The organism is Aliivibrio sp. 1S128 (assembly GCF_001691065.1).
Lineage (GTDB): Bacteria > Pseudomonadota > Gammaproteobacteria > Enterobacterales > Vibrionaceae > Aliivibrio.
The window spans coordinates 16,188-32,933 of sequence record NZ_MAJV01000121.1 but is presented as its reverse complement, the minus strand read 5'-3'; the positions used below and the strand labels follow the sequence as shown (position 1 = coordinate 32,933).

Genomic DNA, 16,746 nt, shown 5'->3' with positions numbered 1-16,746 from the left:
GGGATGATGCCAAAGGTAATTTATTATCATAATAAATAAGTGAGTGAATTTGATGAAAGCAAAAAATAAACAATACGCAGTAATAGGCTTAGGCCGTTTTGGATTAACCGTTTGTGAAGAGTTGCATCAATATGGTTCACAAGTGCTTGCTATTGATATAAATGAAGAGCGAGTAAAAAAGGCCACTGACTTTGTTTCTACTGCAATCGTGGCTAATTGCGCTAATGAAGAAACCATCTCAGAATTAAAGCTTGATGAGTACGATATGGTCATGGTTGCCATTGGTTCTGATATTAACGCGAGTATATTGACGACGTTAGTATTAAAAGAAGCCGGTGTTAAAACGGTATGGGTAAAAGCGAACGATAAATTTCACGCTAAGATTTTAACTAAAATTGGCGCAGACCATATAATTTTGCCAGAAAGAGACATGGGCATCCGTGTTGCAAGAAAAATGTTGGATAAGCGTGTATTTGAATTTCACCAACTGGGTAGCGGCCTTGCAATGACTGAAATTGTGGTTGGTGGTAAGAACATGGGGAAATCGCTCGATCAACTAGATTTCTGCCAAATGTCGGATGTGAAGATTTTAGCCCTTAAACGAGGTCCTGAAATAGAGAGTGCACCAGAGCACAGTAAAGTGTTAGAGATAGGAGACATTCTAATTATTGTTGGCCCTGAAGATAAATTAGCTAAAAAAATTAGAAGCTTATGAGTTATTTACCTAAACGCGGTTTATTTCCAATAAAGAATAGTCAAAAAGCAAAGGAATGGTCTGAACCAAAGATTATTCTTTTTTCATTTTTAGCTATTTTATTACCATCTGCGGTATTACTGACCTTGCCTGTATTTTCAGTGTCAGGATTAAGTTTTATGGATGCGCTATTTACAGCAACTTCTGCTATTAGTGTGACTGGCCTAGGCGTTGTAGATACAGGTACTCACTTTACGATAAGTGGTAAAATTGTCTTAATGTTCTTGATGCAAATTGGTGGCTTAGGGCAGATGACATTATCAGCAGTCTTGCTTTATGTATTTGGTTTACGCTTGAGCTTACGTCAGCAAGCCTTAGCGAAAGAAGCATTAGGACAAGAGAAAAAAGTAAACTTACGCAAATTAATTAAAAGCATTATTTGTTTTGCTTTAGTTGCTGAATTGATAGGTATGATTATCTTATCTTTTCGTTGGATTCCAGATCTTGGTATCGCTAAAGGGTTATTTTATGCGGCGTTTCATTCTATTTCAGCCTTCAATAATGCGGGTTTTTCATTATTTTCAGACAGTCTAATGAGTTATGTCGGTGATCCTTTGGTTATCTTGACGTTATCCTTGCTGTTTATTGGTGGAGGATTAGGTTTTACGGTTATTGTCGATTTAGTAAAAAACAGTTCAAAGGGATTCAGTCGTTTGCAACTGCATACAAAAATAATGATCATAGCGACACCAACCTTGTTAGTCATAGGTACATTATTTTTCTATGTTCTTGAATACAATAACCCAAATACACTCGCAGCCTTATCGACCGGAGATAAGTGGTTAGCGGCATTTTTTCAATCAGCAAGTGCTCGAACTGCGGGTTTTAATAGTGTCGATTTAACTCAGTTCACGCAGCCTGCATTATTTATCATGATTATTTTAATGTTGATAGGTGCCGGATCTACTTCAACGGGTGGGGGCTTAAAAGTATCAACGATTACCGTTGCCGCAGTAGCTACATGGACATTCTTGCGTCAAAAGAAAAACGTAGTCATGTTTAAACGTACGATTGGTTGGCCGATTGTAACTAAATCATTAGCCATTATCGTTGTTAGTGGTGTATTGCTTTCTATTGCAATGTTTTCTTTAATGATCACAGAGAAAGCAGGGTTTGATAAAGTTATGTTTGAGGTTATTTCAGCGTTCGCTACGGTAGGGTTAACAGCGGGCTTAACTGCGGATTTATCTGAGGCAGGTAAGTTTATTATGGTTATTGTGATGGTCATTGGTCGTATTGGTCCACTCACATTGGCTTATATGTTAGCAAGACCGGAGAAATCTTGTGTGAAATACCCTGAAGAGAGTGTGTTAACCGGTTGATTGTCTATCGCGTTTTTCATAGACAAAGGGCATACATATAATGTGATGCCCTTTTTTATATTTGATTATTTGTTATTAACCGTGAGTGGCGTGATTACTCAACGGGTAATTGCTCAATTTTAAGGGATTGAGTAGGGAAGGCGATTTCAGCATCGTGTCGTGCAATGATATCTCCAATCTTAATTAAGACATCTTGCTTTACCTTATGATATTCAATCCAATTGACGGTTTTAGTAAAGGTATACACCAATAAATCTAATGACGAAGGACCAAAGCCATTAAAGTTTACAATTAACGTTTGGTTTGAATCAATATCATTATGTTCAATCAACATTGTTTTAATGTCAGTTACAATAAGTTCTATATTTTTAAGATCATTATAACGAATGCCAATATCTTCTTTAATACGTCGGTTTAGCATTCTTGATGGATTCTCTACAACGATGCTACTAAATACTGAATTAGGAACATAAAGAGGGCGTTTATCAAAGGTTCTTATCACCGTCATGCGCCAACCAATGTGTTCAACTGTGCCTTCTAAAGAACGGTCTGGAGATCGGATCCAATCACCAACTTTAAAGGGGCGATCAAAATAGATCATCATGCCACCAAAGAAGTTAGACAATAAATCTTTTGCGGCTAAACCAACAACTAAGCCGCCGACGCCACCAAAAGTTAATAAGCCAGATAAGCTTAACCCCATCCCTTGCATTAAAGACAGAAGACCTAATGAGATAAATATAAGTCGGCTGACTTTACCTAGAGCAAGTACGGTTGTCTCATCATGTTTAGGATTAGTTAAAACTTGCTTCTCTACTAGCGTGGTTAGTCTTAATGCAGACCAAATAAAACTCCAAACTAGAATGAATACTTGTAATTCAGGTAACCAAGTAATGCTGAAGCGCGTATGGACGGTAAGAAGGATCTTCAATGAAGCAGTTGCCGGCCATAACCAAATAATGAGCGTAATTGGTGAGGAGATGGCTGTAATGACTGCGTCATCCCAAGGGAGTTTGGTTTTAACTGCGATACGATGCAGGCGTTGAACAATAATACGCCAAGATAACCAAAGAAAAGCACTGAATAAAGAGATCACGATTATATTTTGTGCCCAATCGTGATCTTTAAATTCTAATAGGGTATTCCACCAATCAAGGAAACGAGTCATTGATAGTTCTCTTTTATTTAAAAAAGATAGCTTATCACTTCGCTTGCCCAAAAAAAGTAGATAATAAGAAATATCACCGTAAAAATAAGCCATGCAAAAATAGAGTGTTTCATTTTTGGGCTATTTCCAGTGAGTTCAGCATTACCCGTGAGCATGGGTTTGATTAAATTAATGCCTTTGAGTCTATAAAAAAATACCGCGGCAATGTGTAAACCAATAAAGCCAAGAAGAACATCAAAGTTTTGATGGTGTATTTGAGTTAAAAACCCACTTGTATCATAACTAACTAATGAAGCCAAAGGGCCTTCAGAGAGAATGTCATCATTGCTGAATAACCCAGTGATTAATTGTAATGATAGTAGGAAGAATAATCCTAGCACCATGTAACCACCCGCAGGGTTATGTCCAACAGAATGAGATAATGTTCCTTTTTTCTCTATTGATAAGTAATTAATTGCTTTTTTAGGTGACGTAACAAAATGAGAAAATTTAGCAGTATCACTGCCAATCACACCCCAAATAATTCGTGTACCTAATAAGGCCATTAGAAGGTAGGCGAGTGTAAAGTGCCACTCCATCAATCCTTCGTCTGCGGTATACCAAAGAGAGCCAAGTAATACCACTTGGCTCCAATGATAAACCCGGATAAAACCATCCCAGATTTTCATGAAAGTCCTTTATGGCTACTTCGCTTTATAATCAGTATGACACGCTTTACAGTTCTTAACTGTTTTCCCAAAAGCCTTACGAATTGCGGCTTTGTCACCTTTATCTGAAATACTTGCTAGTGCAGCAGCATCTTCTTGAAATTGAGTTAAGCGAGCTTCAAAATCAGGGAAATTCTTCCATACTTCTGGTAGTGCGTTTGTTTTTCCTTTATCTGAGCCTTCAACATAAAATGCATCTAACGGCATTAATGTTAGTTGAGATAATTGATTTGCTCGTTTAGCAAAAATAACATCACTCCATTCTGTTTTGCCTTTTACCATTTCACCCATTTCACTGACATTACCAGCAATCATAGTAAAAGCGGCTTGACGATATTTAATGGCTTTGTTTGCTTCATTAAAAGTATGCGCTAAAACAGAGGTTGAAGCGAAAAGAGTAGAAGCAATAACCAGTGCTTGGATTTTTTTCATGTTGAGACTTCCTTGAATTGTAATTATTTTAAGTCTTTATTATATTAAATGATCGATAAAAGAAGTAGTTAAGTAGCGCAACATTTACACTTTATTTACATTCTGTGCAAAGACGCACAAAAAAAGTGGATAATTTGAGGGCTGCATCAAAAAACAAAGTGCGTATAATGGCGTGGTTATTCTTATAAGTAGGCTTGTTCGTTTTTATGCGCATTTTAAATATTACAACGCATCCAGATATAGATCATTTAGACAATCAAAAAATTCTTCAACGTAATGCAACTCGCGCTATCATATTGAAAGGCGAAGATATTCTTCTCTTATATACAGAGCGTTACCATGATTATTCGTTACCTGGTGGTGGAATAGATGATGGTGAAGATGTCATTGCAGGATTAGTCAGAGAAATAAAAGAAGAAACGGGTGCTAAGAATATTTCGAGTATTGAACCATTCGGTATTTATGAAGAATTTCGTCCTTGGTATAAGCATGAGTGTAACGTATTACACATGATATCTTATTGCTATACGTGTGATGCAGACAAAGAGTTAGGGGACACCAATTACGAAAGTTATGAAATTCGTAATGGAATGAAACCAGTCTGGATCAATATTCATGAAGCGATAGCTCATAATGAAAATATTATTGCTCATAGTGAGAAAAAAGGAATGAGTATAGAGCGTGAAACCTTTCTACTTCATCTTATTGTAAAAGAGCGTCTGCATGTTCAATAAAGAACAAATCCTTAAATTAACTCAAATGAAAATGCCGTTTGGTAAATATGCTGGCCGTGTACTTATTGATCTTCCTGATGAATATCTTTTATGGTTTGAACGAAAAGATGGTTTTCCAAAAGGGGAGTTAGGAGAGTTAATGGCACTGTGCTTAGCAATGAAAATTGAAGGGTTAGATGAGGTTATTCGACCTTTGAAATATAAGCGATAGTGATAATAAAGCATGATTGAATACACTCATGCTTTATTTATATTGTTATTTGAATTGAGATTCACCTGATTTAGCTCGTTGAAAATCGTTAAGAAGTTCATCAGAATCTTTATTGTTTAAGTAACTTAAAGCAGAGCAAAAGCTGAGTGTTTCGTTGTATATTTCGCGAGAATGGTCTATATGACGTTCAGCTGTTCTTCTAACTTGTTCTGTGTTTTGAGAGTTACTGTATTGCACTTGTTGGTCGAAAATTTCTCTTACGTATTTTTGTTTGCAGATATCTTCATTGTCCGGAGTGACAACAACATCTGAAACAGAACTGAATGAAACCAATACGAGTAATAAGGCATAAAAATTTAGCTTTATCATCATGTTATAAACCTTGTATTCAATTTTTATTATTTACGATAAAAGGGATTATAAGAAAATAAAGGTACCTTGTCTTTGAGTAATTACTTTATTTTTATATTTAATACCAAGAGGAATTTAATTGAATCTGTCTTGATAACTTACTCATTATGTTTATTTCTGGATCTATATCACTGTAACTCTAAGTATTGCCCCCTAAGATAGGGGAATACAACGGAGAATATAATGATCAATAAAACAACGATTGCACCACAAGGCCCAGAATTTTCAGAGCTTGTTCAAGGTTATTGGAGACTTTCTGATTGGGGAATGAGCCCACAGCAACGATTAGATTTCTTAAAACAACATGTTGAATTGGGGATCACTACGGTAGACCATGCTGATATTTACGGTGGTTACCAGTGCGAAAGTTTATTTGGGGAAGCCCTTGCGTTAGAGCCTTCTATTCGCGATCAAATAGAAATAATTACCAAGTGTGATATTAATCTATGCACTCCTGACTTCCCAAATAGAAAGATTAATCATTACGATACATCGAAAGAACACATAATTAACTCTGTAAATAACTCTCTTACTCGTCTTAATATTTCAGAAATCGATGTGTTATTGATTCATCGTTTAGATGTGTTAATGAATGCCGATGAAGTCGCTGACACGTTTAATCAATTACAGAAAGAAGGCAAAGTGAAGCATTTTGGGGTATCTAATTTTACGCCAAGTCATTTTGATTTATTACAGTCGCGTCTTGATAAACCGCTCGTGACGAACCAAGTTGAAATTAATCCATTGAACTTTGATGTTGCACACGATGGTACGCTTGACCAATTACAGATGAACCGCATTAAACCAATGGCATGGTCGTGTTTAGCTGGCGGGGAGATCTTCTCTGGCCAATCAGAACAAGCGATCCGAGTAAGAAAAGTGCTAGAAGAGTTGAAAGAAGAGGTTGGTGCGCAAAGTCTTGATCAAGTGATCTATGCGTGGGTACGTAAATTGCCATCAAGTCCATTACCTATTATTGGCTCTGGTAAAATTGAACGTGTTAAATCAGCCATTGATGCGATGAGTATCGAATTGACGCGTGAGCAATGGTATCGCGTATGGGTTGAATCAAAAGGCCACGGTGTGCCATAGAGATGACAGGATCTCAATTCAGCTGATAAAATAGAAACAAAAATGGGATGCTAATTGGCATCCCATTTTTTATCGTAACGAGTTATACAAATAGGGACGTTATTTTACTAACCATTCCACCGCTTCACCCGCACGAATTGGCACAACAAAGTCATTACCAAATGTCATTGTTTCAGGAGCGATCCATGCTTCTTTTACTAACGTGATTGTATCTGTGTTGCGAGGAAGGTTATAAAAATCTGGACCATTAAAGCTTGCGAATGCTTCAAGGTTTTCTAATTTACCTTCGTTCTCAAATACTTCAGCATAAAGCTCGATAGAAGCGTGCGCAGTATACGAACCAGCACAACCACAAGCGGCTTCTTTCTTATCTTTAGCGTGTGGCGCAGAGTCAGTACCAATGAAGAATTTAGCATTGCCACTTGTTGCCGCTTCAATTAATGCTTGTTGATGCGTGTTACGCTTTAGGATTGGTAAGCAATAGAAGTGTGGTTTAATGCCGCCAACTAACATGTGGTTGCGGTTAAACAATAAATGGTGAGCCGTAATAGTTGCTGCTACATTTGGACCTGCGTTTTTAACAAACTCAGCCGCATCTTTTGTAGTGATGTGTTCAAGAACGATTTTTAACTCAGGGAAATCATTAACGATAGGTGCTAATACGGTATCAAGGAACGTCTTTTCACGATCAAAAATATCAACATCGTGCGTTGTCACTTCACCATGAATTAGAAGTAACATACCTTCTTCTTGCATCGTTTTTAAAATAGGATAAACCTTACTTACATCACTAACACCAGAGTCAGAGTTAGTTGTTGCACCCGCAGGATACAATTTTGCAGCAACGATATGACCTGTTGCTTTTGCTTTGCGGATCTCATCTGATGTCGTTTTCTCTGTTAGATACAAAGACATAATAGGAGAGAAGGTATCAGAGTGATTTTCTGCTTGAATGCGGTCGCGGTAGCTAAGGGCTAACTCTGTGGTTGTTACTGGTGGAACTAGGTTTGGCATAATTAATGCGCGGCCATTATAACGGCCTGAATCACGTACAGTATCTGTAAGTACGTCACCATCACGTAGATGTAAATGCCAATCATCAGGACGAGTAATTGTTAAAGTTGTCATTTGCTGCTCCCACCAGAAAAAGAAATAAGAGCCTAAGAATTATCGAGTTAATCGTTTGCTTAGGCGAAAGGATTCTAAAGCAAAACGAATAAAACAAATAGGATTAAGTCAAAATTAGTAACAAATTTGACTTAAAAGACATAAAGAAAACAGAATATGATTGTTTTTTATACTGTAATAAGATGCATATCTAAGCCATTTTAGTTTCGTGATGTAACTTGAGCTGTTTTTAGAGAGGATTGAAACTTCGCGGTGAAATCCCTTGAAATATCAATGCTCCCTTGTTGATTTTATACTCATTCGAGTCAGTAAGAGTGATCACATATTGATTTGGAATGAGGCTCTACTTTCTTTTATTTGATCAAGCGTACGACAAGTGATCCTGGAGCTCGAATGGATTCAATGTTGTGGCTCAGTACGGTTCCATTTGTTGGCGCAGTATAACGATGGATTTCATCACCAAAGCTGTCGTATTGAATTGCGACTAGGTCACCTTCTTCGACGGTATCCATCATAGCAACTTGCGGTAGCACAAAACCCCCAAGCTCGGCTCGGATGCTAATAATGTCAGATCCTTCGATGCATGGGATTATTGTGTCAACATCACCAACCAGTATTTGCTCATCATTCAATATATTTGTAATACCATTTACGGTGCGATTAATGAGATCTTGTTCAGTGTAACGACCCATTCCCACTTCAATGGTAATACTTGGAATGCCGTTGGCGTTCCACACGGTCTCTAGTACCCCAGGGTCACCAGCATCATTCAAAATTGCATCAGGATTGATTAAGCGAGCCATACGCAGAGCGGATTCTAATCTAAAATCAGCAAAAACATACAGAGGATAAACAGTGCCACTGGTTTGGGTATGAAGATCGATGGCAAAATCGGCATTGGGCTGTAATAGGTTATGCCACAATGCATGTAAATAGCGCTGTCCTTCGTTGCCGTTAGCATCGCCTGGGAAGAAACGGTTTAGGTTTGCAGGAGAGCAATCAGGATCGGCTGAGAAAAAGTCACGACTGTGATTAAGCATACCAGTTAGATTTACCGTTGGGACAATTGTCACTGTACCAGCTAACGATTGACCAACGAGTGAACGTGCCGTTTGTTGTGCTGCGAGTACACCGTTGTATTCGTCACCATGAACCCCTGCGGTAATCATCACTTTTTTCCCTGGTTGATCACCTTTGAAAACCAGTACTGGTAAGTATTGCCATTGTGATAGGGCATTAGTGGCTATACGAAACCAAAATTTATGTTCACCAGCAGTAAGATCGCTGACATCAAGAGAGTGAACTACTTGGTGACTTTGAATCACGTCATCTAAGAATTGGGTAGCCATAACGTATTTCTCCAATCGGGAAAATGAAAAAAGGCGAGAAATTATCTCGCCTTGAAAATAAGTGACTTAGGGTATTGTTATGAAAAGCCTAACAGTTGTGCTAGCACAATAACAATACTTGATAAGATAAAGAGTAATAGCATGAAGCGCCAGCAGAATTTCGCCCAGTCACCCCAATCGATACGACACACGCCCAATGTTGCCATTAACGGAGCAGACGTTGGAACGATAACGTTAGTGAAACCATCACCTAATTGGAACGCAAGTACAGCGACTTGACGTGTTACCCCTGCTATGTCTGATAACGGAGCCAGTAGTGGCATCGTGAGAGCTGCCTGGCCTGAACCTGAAGTCACAAAGAAGTTGAATATAGATTGGAATACGTACATCACCCAAGCTGATGCGACAGAAGGCATACCACTGATAAGGCCGCCAGCGCTGTTTAGAATCGAGTTTAGAACGCTTGCTTCTTCTGTTGATCCTCCGCCTAAGATAAGCAGAACCCCTTTAGCACAACCCACAAGTATCGCAGGTGGTAGCATAACGCTCGCCCCGTCTTTGAATGCCGCCGCTGCATCATTTAGTGTCATGTTGTTTAAACGGAAGATAGCCCCGATAATCGCAACAATAAAGCCCATAGTGAAGAATTGAGACGCGATTTCAGGAATGTACCAAGCGTGCATTACCACACCCCATACAACCCAAAGAGTTGAGGCTATAACAGTAAGAATAACAAGAGTATCACCAAGCCCCCAACGTGATTGAGTATCATCCAGCTTTTGTTGACGGAAGTGAGCATCGCTACGATGGCAGTAAGAGAACTCAGGGTTCGCTTTTACTTTTGCAGCGTACATCATGGTAAATGCGATACCAATTAAGGTAAAGAAAGCCCAAAGCCCCATACGAACTGTCATACCTGATAACACAGGAACACCAGCAATACCTTGTGCGATAGCGACAGAGAATGGGTTCATCCAAGATGTGCCGAAACCAATCTGCGTTGCAATATAGGTGACCATTACAGTCGTGATGCTATCGTAACCAAGGCGAACCATTAGAGGGGCAATGATAATAGCAAAAGCAACGGCTTCTTCACCCATGCCGAATACAGCACCGCCAAGTGAGAATAATAGGAAAATAACCGGAATAAATAGTGATTCGTTGCCTTTGGTTTTATCGATAAGACGTAAGATACCGTTGTCGATTGTACCTGTGCGCATAACTACGCCAAATGCACCACCGATAACCAGCATAAACATGATAACGCCAACAGCGCTGCCCCATTTTGAACCTGATACCAAACCTTCAAATGGGAAGTTCATTAGGCCAATGCCACCACCAGATGCAAAGAAGCCAACAGAGTTGTATACTAATTCGCCTTTTTCATCTGTTGCGTAAGCAAAAGAGTTCGGATCAATAACGGTACGCGCTTTTTCTACGCCTTCCATCATGTAAGTCACTTGTTGGCTATCAAACTGACCTGCAGGGATTAAATAAGTTAAGATAGCCGCGAAAATACCCACAATGAAAATGAGAATTAGGGTATCGGGCATCTGCCACGTTTTTTTTGTCGTAGATGGATCTGTTGTGTGAGATTGTGTTTGAGACATAGTAGAAATTTAAGGTTAACGGAAATTGCATGTAATTTCACTAATTTGGCATAAACAATCAAGTGTTTTATTTGGTTAAATCATAATTTTATAGAATGATCACATAGTATGTTGGATTATTGTTGGTATTGTGTCTGTATTTGATTCGTTGTTTAATGAAATGATACGTTAAGAAGGGGGGATTTATACTGTATTCAACGTAAGAGACCAGTATGCAAAAACAGGAAATATCCAATATATTGCTTTTATAATTTAAAATCGTCTCTTGATTAATCATTTTCTGTGGTTTTAGAATTAACACCTTGTATATAAACTTAATTATTATTACTGAACTACGCGTCTCTGGGTGACTTGGCTAGAGGCCTTAATAATCCAGATTAATAAGCGGTTAGTTGCTGTCATATTGATCGATTTGTTTGTATTTCATGCACTTAAATCCATTAATGAAAGAAAATGCTTTTCATTTTTTTAAATTATGGCATATTAGCTAGGTCTTCAAGACATAGCGTACTTCGTATAATGGCTATTACCTCAGCCTTCCAAGCTGATGATGCGGGTTCGATTCCCGCAGTACGCTCCAATCTCTTTTTATCTTCCTCAAGAGATTGTTCCTGTTTATATTCATAAATGCTTATTAAAAACAAACGACTTAGTTGTATTTTCCTTATTTGGAAAATGATTTTTAATCAATAGCTTATTTCCCTCACTTATCTTTAGCTCTATAACTAAAAGTTTGCTTTTCACTCCATACAGCGATAATTTACTCAGAACGTAGTTGATTATAAGTTCATAAAAAATAGTTACCTAAGATAGGTAGGTTCGCACTGTCTATTAGGATAAATTAAAGGTAATTTTAGCATTACATCCGCGTTCGGCATTATTTTCAAGGGTAAAGTCCCAGTCATAGCGATGACACAAATCGCTTACGATCAGTAAGCCAAGTCCATGTCCATCCATATTGGGCTCAGAAGATAACCCTGGACCTTCATCTTTAATTTGCACATCATTCTGAGTCATCTCAATATCAATGTTGCCTTGTTCGGTAACGGCAATGGCATTACGCAGCAAATTACCAATGATCATATTCATTACTGCTTCAGAGGCTTTAACTTTGGGTTCAGAATGAGTGTGTAGATTAATCGTAACCTCTTTTTCATGCGCTTGAGTTGAATTCTGCTTAATAATAGAGGAAAGCTCTTGTTGAGAAAAATCCCTCACAGGAGAGTAATCTTGATTTTTCTCATATTTTACTAAGCTAAGCAGTGCGTCAATGATGGTCGACATTTGATAGGTTGCATGGTTAATTCGATTTAACTGTCGAGTATCAAAGGCATTTTTCTCTGTTTTTTGCAGTAACGTGTTAGATCCTTTAATCACGGTTAATGGTGTTCGTAGTTCATGACTTGTATAGCGAGCAAAAGCTTGTTCTCTTTTTATTAGGTCATTAATTTCATGTCGATAGTGGTTGAGTTGTTGTGACAGTTGGTGAAATTCAGTCGCAGAATGATCTGAAATAATAAAATCTTGATGAGTATTACGTGTGTTTTGATTTAACTGTATTGATAATTGGTTGATGGGTTCAATTAAGCGTTGAGAAAGCCTTGATAAAACCGAACCAAAACTGAAGAGTAAGATAGCCAATAAACTAAATACAAGAGCACTAACAATAACAACCTCTTCTGAGGTTAACTCGAGTTCATCGACTTTTGTTTCGACAACGATAGGGTATTTTTTACCATTTAAAAGGTATTCACTTTTCATCACTAATCGACTATTCGGGTATTCCCCTATCTCATTTAAGAAGGTGTCTTTTTCTGAGATTTCATTGTTAATAAAATCGGGAAGTAAAGAAAGATCATTGTATGCGTTACTTAATGTATCCAACGTAATTTTACCATTTTCTCCTGCCATAAAGCGATGGCTCGCCGCATTAAGGTCAATTCTAATGCGCTGAGCGCTTAATCTATCCTCAGAAACATGCAATGCGGCGAAAAAAATAAGATAAGAATATACTGCCACCACAGTGGATAGTGATATAAAAAATAGGGCCAATCGGCCGGTTAAACTTTTTGTGTTATTTAAAAATGGAGTCATCATATCTTTTGCTCCAACCGAAAGCCGATTTTTGGAACGGTAACCAATAATGGCGAAGCGAACGGTTTATCAAGTTGAGCTCTTAGTTGATAAATATGACTGCGAAGTACGTCATTATCCGGTTCATTCTCTTGCCATAATTTATAAGAAATCTCTTCTCTTGTGACGACCTCAGGCGCCTTTATACAAAGCAGTTCTAATATGGAGTATGTTTTAGGGTTAAGTAATAGGGTTTTACCTTGGCGAGTGGCTGTGCGTTTTTTTTGATCTATTTCTATATCAGCATAAGTGATGGTTGTTGACGTCACGGTTCCACGATAGCGTCGAGTCAGCGCATTCATTCGAGCTTCAAGGATATCTAAATCAAATGGTTTAGTTAGATAATCATCAGCACCATGACTGAATCCATTAAGCATGTCTTCTCGGTTGTCGAGTGCGGTGAGCATTAAAATAGGGGTATTGTTACCTTGTTCTCGCAACTTATTACAGACGGTTAATCCATCCATTCTAGGAAGCATTAAATCGAGTAAAATCACATCAAATGTATGTTCTAAAGCTAACTTTAAACCAAGCTCTCCATTATCTGCGTAATCTAGATCAACGCCTAAACACTCAAAATAATCAAACAGCATGTTTGCGATGTCACGGTTATCCTCTACCAGTAATACACGTTTCATTGTCAGCCTCTAGTATATGAAGATGTTGATTATCAATAAGTCATGTCGAAAAAATGTCAATTTAATAAAACAGGGTAAATTCTAACATTGACAACTTTTTCACATGATAAGAAATACCATACTCAGTATTGAAATACTAATAAAGAGTAACGTGTATGACAACTTCTTCGCCTGTTTCAGTGATATCTAACCGGTTACATTGTATTGATGATGCAGTGCCATTGACCCTTTCTGTCATTATCCCTTTTTATAACGAAGCCTCTGTCATTACTGAGTGTCATGAACGATTGATTGCGGTACTTAATACCATTAAAGGACATTGTGAGATTATCTATGTTGATGATGGGAGCACTGATGGAAGCCGTCAATTGGTTGAGCAATTTTCAGAGGATAACGTTAGCTTAAGATACATTGGACTTAGTCGTAATTTTGGTAAGGAAGCAGCGATGAGTGCAGGATTAGAGTATGCACAAGGAAGCGCGGTTATTTTACTTGATGCGGATTTGCAAGACCCACCAGAGTTAATTCCTAGCATGTTAGATAAATGGCAGGAAGGCTACGATGTGGTCAATATGCAAAGAATAAAGCGACAAGGAGAAACGTGGGTTAAACGTTTTTCTGCGAAGTGTTTTTATAAAGTATTAAATGCCCTTAGTGATATAGACGTGCCTAGTAATGTGGGTGATTTCCGATTATTAAGTCGTGAAGTCGTTTTACATATTAATCAAATGCCAGAAAGAAATAGATACATGAAAGGTATTTTTTCATGGCCAGGATTTAATCAAACCACATTACCGTTTGTTCGCGATGCGAGATTCAGCGGTGAAACGAAATGGAATTACGTTAAATTATTTGGGTTAGCGGTGGATGGAATAACCTCTTTTTCAATAAAACCATTACGCATAGCGACCATTCTAGGATGTGCAATTGCGTTGTGGGCGTTTATTTATGGAATGGTCATTATTATAAAAACCATGATCTTTAGTGAGGTGGTCAGTGGTTACCCGTCAATGATGGTGGTGCAGTTAGCGTTGGGGGGGATTCAGCTCCTTTGTATGGGCGTCATGGGGGAATACATAGGACGGATCTTCATAGAAGCAAAGCATAGACCATTATATCTAATTCAAACCGTTATTGACCAACCTGCAGTTCAGGCTGCTCAAATTTATGAGAAATCAGCATGATCATGAAACGACATCATTTATGGCTATTACTTGGCTTTGCTTTGGTTATCAGACTGGTCTCATTGGCTGCATATCCTTTAATGGACACAACAGAAGCACGGTATGGGGAGATGGCGCGCCTCATGGTTGAAACGGGTAATTGGTTAACTCCGCAATTTGACTATGGTATTCCATTTTGGGGGAAGCCTCCGATGTTTACTTGGATGAGTGCTTATGGACTAATCTTATTCGGGTTTAATGAGTTTGCAGTAAGAGCCCCACATTGGCTTGCGGGTGTATTAACTTTAGTGCTAATCGGATTTATGGCAAAGCGTGCTGGATTCAACCCATTAATTGCTTCTATTGTACTAGCAACGTGTGGGATTTTTTCTATTTCAGCAGGGGCCGTAATGACGGACATGGCTCTGACGTTAACGTTCACCGTGGCAATGATGGGGTTTTATTACGCTTGGTTACATCATGAAAACAAGTATAAAGGCCGCTTATGGGGTTACCTTGGTTTTGTGGGATTAGGACTTGCGTTATTAGCTAAAGGTCCTGTCGCGATTGTTCTGATGGGTATTGCTGTATTCCCTTGGTTGGTTTTACAGCATGGATTGATTGGCGCTTTTCGTGTTTTATGGCAGAGATTCCCTTTAATTACAGGCTCAATGTTAATGCTATTGATTGCGCTTCCTTGGTACATCATGGCAGAAATAGCAACGCCTAATTTTTTAAATTATTTCATTATTGGCGAGCATTTTAATCGATTTTTTGTCAGTGGATGGGAAGGGGATTTGTATGGTTCGGCGCATGATCAGCCTAAAGGAATGATCTGGATTTTTTGGTTACAAGCTGCCGCACCTTGGTCTGTAGTATTGCCTCTTTTAGCGTGGTTTAGAAGAGACCGAATTAAAGAAGTGAATCAAGATAATGTAGGGCTAATTTCCTTCTTTGTTTGTTGGTTACTTTCGCCTTTATTCTTATTTACAGTGGCAGGTAATATCCTCCCTGCTTATGTTTTACCTGGCATACCAGCATTGGGCATGTTAGTGGCTATTTGTACGACAGAAAAAGACTATAAATGGTTTGCGGGTGTATCTATGATTTTACCCGTGGTGCTATTAATTGTTTTATTGGTTCTAAATTTAGGGAAAGCAGATGAAAAAAGTGATCGTATTATTTTTGAATCAATAACCCAAGATTTACCAATGTATTACGTAGGTAAACGTCCATTTTCAGGGCAATTTTATAGTCAAGGTAAAGCAAAAAAAATAGAAGATAGAAGCAATATAACGGCGACATCTGATTTTTATTTGATAGGAAAAAAACAAGACATTGAAGCGTTTGTCGATAAAGAAAATGATCTGTGTGCCTTAATATTATCGGCGCCCTCAAAAAGAGAACTTTATCATTGTTCCATTAAATCGTAATGATTAAGTTAATCAAGTTCGCTTGTGTGGGTGGGGTGGGTTTTGTCGTGGATAGTACGGTATTTATGCTGTGCTTTCATCTCTTTGATGCTCCTATTGCGGAGTCTAGAGTGATCGCCTTTTTCTTTGCCGCTACGACAACGTGGTTAGGAAATCATTGGTTTACGTTTGGCTCTACACATAATACGGCCTTTACTTTACTTAAAGAGTGGCAAAAATCGATGTTATCAGCATGCATTTCAGCGATACCTAACTTTATTATTTTTATGTCAGTGGTATCCGTATTAGGGAAAGAAACAGTATTTCTATATAGCGGATTATTATTAGGTGTTATCGGTGGAATGCTTAGTAACTATTGGTTTAATTTAAAATGGGTATTCAATAAATAAAACTATATTTCAAATTAAAAATTAACATTCATATATTAACCATATTTTTATGGTTACAAAATAAAAAATACA

The 16,746-nt window shown here is 38.1% G+C and carries 17 protein-coding genes and 1 tRNA gene; 9 read left to right on the top strand and 9 right to left on the bottom strand.

Features of this window, described 5'->3' with window-relative positions; all coding sequences use genetic code 11:
• The first annotated feature begins 52 nt into the window (after positions 1 to 52).
• Both A6E03_RS16640 and A6E03_RS16635 read left to right on the top strand, forming a co-directional pair.
• Positions 53 to 715, top strand: coding sequence for a TrkA family potassium uptake protein (locus A6E03_RS16640; RefSeq protein ID WP_060992348.1), 663 nt, complete (start codon positions 53 to 55; stop codon positions 713 to 715).
• Positions 712 to 2,076 carry a TrkH family potassium uptake protein gene (locus A6E03_RS16635; RefSeq protein WP_065601328.1) on the top strand — a complete coding sequence of 455 codons (1,365 nt, stop codon included), beginning with the start codon at positions 712 to 714 and terminating at the stop codon, positions 2,074 to 2,076. The genes A6E03_RS16640 and A6E03_RS16635 overlap by 4 nt, the downstream gene beginning before the upstream one ends.
• Positions 2,077 to 2,170: 94 nt before the next feature.
• On the opposite strand, the gene A6E03_RS16630 is transcribed toward A6E03_RS16635, so the two are convergent.
• From A6E03_RS16630 to A6E03_RS16620, 3 genes are read right to left on the bottom strand one after another with little or no spacing between them, the layout of a single operon-like run.
• Positions 2,171 to 3,244 (bottom strand): mechanosensitive ion channel family protein, encoded by a 1,074-nt coding sequence (locus tag A6E03_RS16630; RefSeq protein WP_065601327.1) that lies wholly within the window; start codon positions 3,242 to 3,244, stop codon positions 2,171 to 2,173.
• A gap of 17 nt (positions 3,245 to 3,261) precedes the next feature.
• Positions 3,262 to 3,912, bottom strand: coding sequence for a cytochrome b/b6 domain-containing protein (locus A6E03_RS16625; protein WP_065601326.1), 651 nt, complete (start codon positions 3,910 to 3,912; stop codon positions 3,262 to 3,264).
• 15 nt (positions 3,913 to 3,927) lie between these two features.
• The gene (locus A6E03_RS16620) at positions 3,928 to 4,383 is read right to left on the bottom strand and encodes a cytochrome c (protein ID WP_065592543.1); all 456 of its coding nucleotides are present in this window, start codon (positions 4,381 to 4,383) and stop codon (positions 3,928 to 3,930) included.
• 206 nt (positions 4,384 to 4,589) lie between these two features.
• On the opposite strand from A6E03_RS16620, the gene A6E03_RS16615 reads away from it, so the two are divergent.
• Together A6E03_RS16615 and A6E03_RS16610 are read left to right on the top strand one after the other, a co-directional pair.
• Positions 4,590 to 5,117, top strand: coding sequence for an NUDIX hydrolase (locus A6E03_RS16615; RefSeq protein ID WP_065592542.1), 528 nt, complete (start codon positions 4,590 to 4,592; stop codon positions 5,115 to 5,117).
• On the top strand, positions 5,107 to 5,328 hold the full coding sequence (locus A6E03_RS16610; protein ID WP_065592541.1) for a DUF3820 family protein: 222 nt from the start codon (positions 5,107 to 5,109) through the stop codon (positions 5,326 to 5,328). Before A6E03_RS16615 ends, A6E03_RS16610 begins: the two co-directional genes overlap by 11 nt.
• Positions 5,329 to 5,373: 45 nt before the next feature.
• Here A6E03_RS16610 and A6E03_RS16605 read toward each other — a convergent pair whose 3' ends face one another.
• Positions 5,374 to 5,700 (bottom strand): hypothetical protein, encoded by a 327-nt coding sequence (locus A6E03_RS16605; protein ID WP_255310658.1) that lies wholly within the window; start codon positions 5,698 to 5,700, stop codon positions 5,374 to 5,376.
• Positions 5,701 to 5,922: 222 nt separating this feature from the next.
• Here A6E03_RS16605 and A6E03_RS16600 point away from each other — a divergent pair, with 222 nt between their 5' ends.
• Entirely contained in the window at positions 5,923 to 6,831 is a 909-nt protein-coding gene (locus A6E03_RS16600; RefSeq protein ID WP_065592540.1) for an aldo/keto reductase family oxidoreductase, read from the top strand.
• Positions 6,832 to 6,930: 99 nt separating this feature from the next.
• Here A6E03_RS16600 and pyrC read toward each other — a convergent pair whose 3' ends face one another.
• The 3 genes from pyrC to yfcC form a co-directional block, all read right to left on the bottom strand.
• Positions 6,931 to 7,959, bottom strand: coding sequence for a dihydroorotase (gene pyrC, locus A6E03_RS16595; protein ID WP_065592539.1), 1,029 nt, complete (start codon positions 7,957 to 7,959; stop codon positions 6,931 to 6,933).
• Between the two features lie 353 nt (positions 7,960 to 8,312).
• Positions 8,313 to 9,308, bottom strand: coding sequence for a succinylglutamate desuccinylase/aspartoacylase family protein (locus A6E03_RS16590; protein WP_065592538.1), 996 nt, complete (start codon positions 9,306 to 9,308; stop codon positions 8,313 to 8,315).
• Between the two features lie 77 nt (positions 9,309 to 9,385).
• Positions 9,386 to 10,918: a putative basic amino acid antiporter YfcC gene (yfcC, locus tag A6E03_RS16585; protein ID WP_083190305.1), complete on the bottom strand. Its 1,533-nt coding sequence runs from the start codon at positions 10,916 to 10,918 to the stop codon at positions 9,386 to 9,388.
• 505 nt (positions 10,919 to 11,423) lie between these two features.
• Here yfcC and A6E03_RS16580 point away from each other — a divergent pair.
• Positions 11,424 to 11,498: transfer RNA gene (locus tag A6E03_RS16580), tRNA-Gly, on the top strand.
• A 251-nt stretch (positions 11,499 to 11,749) separates the two neighbouring features.
• On the opposite strand, the gene A6E03_RS16575 is transcribed toward A6E03_RS16580, so the two are convergent.
• Positions 11,750 to 13,015 carry a HAMP domain-containing sensor histidine kinase gene (locus A6E03_RS16575; RefSeq protein ID WP_065601325.1) on the bottom strand — a complete coding sequence of 422 codons (1,266 nt, stop codon included), beginning with the start codon at positions 13,013 to 13,015 and terminating at the stop codon, positions 11,750 to 11,752.
• Complete coding sequence (locus A6E03_RS16570; RefSeq protein WP_065601324.1) at positions 13,012 to 13,689, bottom strand: response regulator transcription factor; 678 nt, start codon at positions 13,687 to 13,689, stop codon at positions 13,012 to 13,014. The genes A6E03_RS16575 and A6E03_RS16570 overlap by 4 nt, the downstream gene beginning before the upstream one ends.
• A 155-nt stretch (positions 13,690 to 13,844) precedes the next feature.
• On the opposite strand from A6E03_RS16570, the gene A6E03_RS16565 reads away from it, so the two are divergent.
• Genes A6E03_RS16565 through A6E03_RS16555 form a run of 3 tightly spaced genes read left to right on the top strand, consistent with a single transcriptional unit; the run spans position 13,845 to position 16,674 of the window.
• The gene (locus A6E03_RS16565) at positions 13,845 to 14,873 is read left to right on the top strand and encodes a glycosyltransferase family 2 protein (protein ID WP_065601323.1); all 1,029 of its coding nucleotides are present in this window, start codon (positions 13,845 to 13,847) and stop codon (positions 14,871 to 14,873) included.
• Positions 14,870 to 16,285 (top strand): glycosyltransferase family 39 protein, encoded by a 1,416-nt coding sequence (locus tag A6E03_RS16560; protein ID WP_065601322.1) that lies wholly within the window; start codon positions 14,870 to 14,872, stop codon positions 16,283 to 16,285. The genes A6E03_RS16565 and A6E03_RS16560 overlap by 4 nt, the downstream gene beginning before the upstream one ends.
• Positions 16,285 to 16,674: a GtrA family protein gene (locus tag A6E03_RS16555; protein WP_065601321.1), complete on the top strand. Its 390-nt coding sequence runs from the start codon at positions 16,285 to 16,287 to the stop codon at positions 16,672 to 16,674. Before A6E03_RS16560 ends, A6E03_RS16555 begins: the two co-directional genes overlap by 1 nt.
• The last annotated feature ends 72 nt before the right edge of the window (positions 16,675 to 16,746 follow it).

Bases quoted from the DNA above. Each gene is read 5' to 3' on its own strand.
- A6E03_RS16605 (WP_255310658.1), bottom strand. From the start codon at position 5,700: ATGATGATAAAGCTAAATTTTTATGCCTTATTACTCGTATTGGTTTCA.
- A6E03_RS16565 (WP_065601323.1), top strand. From the start codon at position 13,845: ATGACAACTTCTTCGCCTGTTTCAGTGATATCTAACCGGTTACATTGT.
- A6E03_RS16620 (WP_065592543.1), bottom strand. From the start codon at position 4,383: ATGAAAAAAATCCAAGCACTGGTTATTGCTTCTACTCTTTTCGCTTCA.
- A6E03_RS16610 (WP_065592541.1), top strand. From the start codon at position 5,107: ATGTTCAATAAAGAACAAATCCTTAAATTAACTCAAATGAAAATGCCG.
- A6E03_RS16560 (WP_065601322.1), top strand. From the start codon at position 14,870: ATGATCATGAAACGACATCATTTATGGCTATTACTTGGCTTTGCTTTG.
- A6E03_RS16600 (WP_065592540.1), top strand. From the start codon at position 5,923: ATGATCAATAAAACAACGATTGCACCACAAGGCCCAGAATTTTCAGAG.
- A6E03_RS16555 (WP_065601321.1), top strand. From the start codon at position 16,285: ATGATTAAGTTAATCAAGTTCGCTTGTGTGGGTGGGGTGGGTTTTGTC.
- A6E03_RS16640 (WP_060992348.1), top strand. From the start codon at position 53: ATGAAAGCAAAAAATAAACAATACGCAGTAATAGGCTTAGGCCGTTTT.
- A6E03_RS16590 (WP_065592538.1), bottom strand. From the start codon at position 9,308: ATGGCTACCCAATTCTTAGATGACGTGATTCAAAGTCACCAAGTAGTT.
- A6E03_RS16630 (WP_065601327.1), bottom strand. From the start codon at position 3,244: ATGACTCGTTTCCTTGATTGGTGGAATACCCTATTAGAATTTAAAGAT.
- yfcC (WP_083190305.1), bottom strand. From the start codon at position 10,918: ATGTCTCAAACACAATCTCACACAACAGATCCATCTACGACAAAAAAA.
- A6E03_RS16615 (WP_065592542.1), top strand. From the start codon at position 4,590: ATGCGCATTTTAAATATTACAACGCATCCAGATATAGATCATTTAGAC.
- A6E03_RS16635 (WP_065601328.1), top strand. From the start codon at position 712: ATGAGTTATTTACCTAAACGCGGTTTATTTCCAATAAAGAATAGTCAA.
- A6E03_RS16570 (WP_065601324.1), bottom strand. From the start codon at position 13,689: ATGAAACGTGTATTACTGGTAGAGGATAACCGTGACATCGCAAACATG.
- A6E03_RS16575 (WP_065601325.1), bottom strand. From the start codon at position 13,015: ATGATGACTCCATTTTTAAATAACACAAAAAGTTTAACCGGCCGATTG.
- A6E03_RS16625 (WP_065601326.1), bottom strand. From the start codon at position 3,912: ATGAAAATCTGGGATGGTTTTATCCGGGTTTATCATTGGAGCCAAGTG.
- pyrC (WP_065592539.1), bottom strand. From the start codon at position 7,959: ATGACAACTTTAACAATTACTCGTCCTGATGATTGGCATTTACATCTA.